General features: G+C 70.2%; 2 protein-coding genes. Both read left to right on the top strand.

Going from position 1 to position 3,116, the window contains the following annotated elements; translation table 11 throughout:
• Nucleotides 1-276: hypothetical protein (locus POF73_RS45525; protein ID WP_443049775.1), on the top strand; the 276-nt coding region annotated here is incomplete at its 5' end.
• Between the two features lie 47 nt (nucleotides 277-323).
• Nucleotides 324-3,116: type I polyketide synthase (locus POF73_RS45520; protein WP_272125425.1), on the top strand; the 2,793-nt coding region annotated here is incomplete at its 3' end.

Below are 3,116 nucleotides of genomic sequence, written 5' to 3'. Positions count from 1 at the left end.
TCCCAGCGCGTCACCGAACTCCTGCTGACGGAACTCGCCAAGGACGGCGAAACGGGCATCACCGATGTCCTCGACATCAGGCGGGAGCTGACCCGCATCGGCGAGGCCCTCGACAGCGTCGCGCCGGACCCGCAGGCCCGTGAGGACATCGTCGGTCACCTCCGCGACCTCATCACCCAGCTCGGCATCGCCGACAAGGACGGCGCCACCGATCTCGAAGCCGCCACGGACGACGAGATCTTCGACTTCATCGACCGCGACCTGGGCGTGTCCTGAACAGGCATCTGCCGGGCTCTCAACTGCTCCAGAGTGGGGTTTCACGCATGACCGAGGACAAACTTCGTACCTATCTGCGCAGGGTCACGACCGAACTGCAGCAGACCCGTCAGCAGCTCAAGGACACCCAGGACCGGGCGCGGGAACCCCTCGCCATCGTCGGGATGGCCTGCCGGCTGCCCGGTGGCGTCGACTCGCCCGAGCAGCTGTGGCAGATGGTGATCGACGGTGCCGACGGAGTGAGCGGCTTCCCGGACGACCGGGGGTGGGACCTCTCCTCACTGTTCGACAGCGACCCCGACCGGCCGGGAACGACGTACACCCGAGAGGGCGCGTTCCTGAACGGGGCGGGCGACTTCGACGCCGGGTTCTTCGGGATCTCGCCGCGTGAGGCGCTGACCATGGACCCGCAGCAGCGGCTGCTCCTTGAGACCTCGTGGGAGGCGCTGGAGCGGGCCGGCATCGACCCGCACTCGCTGCGGGGCAGCCGGACCGGAGTGTTCGTCGGCGGCACGGCCATCGAACACACGGTCAAGCTGATGAACTCGCCGACCGACCAGGGGTACGCCATCACCGGCGGCTCGGCGAGCATCATGTCGGGCCGGGTGTCCTACGTCCTGGGTCTGGAGGGCCCGGCGGTCACCATCGACACGGCGTGCTCGTCCTCCCTCGTCGCACTGCACTCCGCCGCACAGTCGCTCCGGCAGGGAGACTGCTCGCTGGCACTCGCCGGCGGTGTCGCCGTGATGGCCACCTCGTCGGCCTTCGTGACCTTCGCCCGGCAGCGCGGCCTGGCGGCGGACGGCCGCTGCAAGGCGTTCTCCGACGACGCGGACGGCATCGGCTGGGGCGAGGGCGTCGCCGTCGTCCTGCTGGAACGTCTCGCCGACGCCCGCCGCAACGGTCACCCCGTGCTCGCGGTCATCCGCGGGGCGGCGGTCAACCAGGACGGTGCGTCGAACGGTCTGAGCGCTCCGAACGGCCCGTCGCAGCAGCGGGTGATCCGGCAGGCCGTCGCGAACGCCGGACTGACGCTCGCCGACGTGGACGCGGTGGAGGCGCACGGTACGGGTACGACGCTGGGCGACCCGATCGAGGCGCAGGCGCTGCTGGCCACCTACGGCCAGGACCGGCACGACGGCGAGCCGCTCTGGCTCGGGTCGCTGAAGTCGAACATCGCGCACACCCAGGCCGTTTCCGGTGTCGCCGGTGTCATCAAGAGCGTGCTGGCGCTGCAGCACGCCGTCCTGCCCAAGACCCTGCACGTGGGCAAGCCGAGCAGCCAGGTGGACTGGTCGGCGGGCGCCGTGGAACTCCTGACGGAGGCGCGGAAGTGGCCCGAGACGGGACGGCCGCGGCGAGTGGGCGTGTCGTCGTTCGGGATCAGCGGCACCAACGCCCACGTGGTCCTCGAACAGGCCCCGGAGGAGGAACCCGCCGCCGAGCCACAGGCGGACGACGTGGCGGAGCCTCCCTTCACCACGGGGCCGGCCGTACTTCCCTGGCTGATCTCCGGCAACACCGAGGCGGCACTGCGCGAACAGGCCGCACGGCTGCGCGCCCACCTCGACGCCCAGCCCGGACTCGCGGCCGCTGACGTCGGTCACTCCCTGCTGACCAGCCGCTCCCAGCTCGCCCATCGAGCGGTGCTGTTCACCGGACAGGACGAAGACCGGCCCGCAGCGCTGACCGCCCTCGCCGACGGGCTCGACGCGCCCGGCCTCGTTCGCGGCACCGGTGACGCCGGTGCGGGAGCGGTGTTCGTGTTCCCGGGTCAGGGGTCGCAGTGGGCCGGTATGGGGCGTGAGTTGTGGGATGCCTCGCCGGTGTTCGCGGCGCGGATGGACGAGTGCGCCGAGGCCCTGAGCCCGTATGTGGAGTGGTCGCTCAGGGATGTGGTGTTCCGGGACACGGATGACCCGTTGTGGGCACGGGTCGATGTGATGCAGCCGGTGTTGTGGGCGGTGATGGTGTCGCTGGCCGCGCTGTGGCGGTCGTTCGGCGTGGAGCCGGCCGCGGTGGTCGGTCACTCACAGGGTGAGGTGGCTGCTGCGTGCATTGCCGGTGGGCTGTCGTTGGAGGACGGCGCCCGGGTTGTCGCGGTCCGTTCCCGCCTGGTGCTGGAGAAGCTGTCCGGCAGGGGCGGGATGGTGTCGGTCTCCCTGCCGGTCGCGGATGTCGAGGAGCGGCTGGTCCGGTTCGAGGACCGAATCGGTGTCGCGGCGATCAACGGGCCTTCGACGGTGGTCGTATCGGGCGATCCGGATGCTCTGGACGAGCTGCTCGCCGAGTGCGAAGGCGCTGGGGTGCGGGCCCGCCGTGTCGCCGTGGACTACGCCTCGCATTCCGCGCAGGTGGACGTGCTCAATGAGGAACTCTTCGCCGAGCTCGCGGACATCCGGCCGGTGTCGTCGTCGGTGGCGTTCTACTCGACGGTGACCGGTGAGCGGATGGATACCGCGGGGCTGGATGCGGCGTACTGGGTGACGCATCTTCGCGAGCGGGTGCTGTTCGAGCCGGTGGTCCGGATGCTTGCCCAGCAGGAACACCACATCTTCGTCGAAGCCAGCTCCCACCCTGTCCTCACCATGGCGATCCAGGAAACGCTGGAGGACGTCCATGGCACAGGGGCTGCCGTGGCGTCGCTGCGGCGTGACGACGGCGGCACGCGGCGTTTCCTGACGTCGTTGGCCGAGGCGTATGTGGCGGGTGCGCCGGTGGACTGGTCGGTGCTGTACGCCGGGAGTGGTGCGCGTCGGGTGGATCTGCCCACGTACGCCTTCCAGCACGACCGCTACTGGATCGAGGACGTGGTGCCACCCGGGGTTGAGGGGCTCACC

It is taken from the genome of Streptomyces sp. HD, assembly GCF_028369295.1.
Lineage (GTDB): Bacteria > Actinomycetota > Actinomycetes > Streptomycetales > Streptomycetaceae > Streptomyces.
The sequence above is the reverse complement of the archived record's forward strand: the minus strand, read 5'-3'. Positions and strand labels throughout refer to the sequence as shown.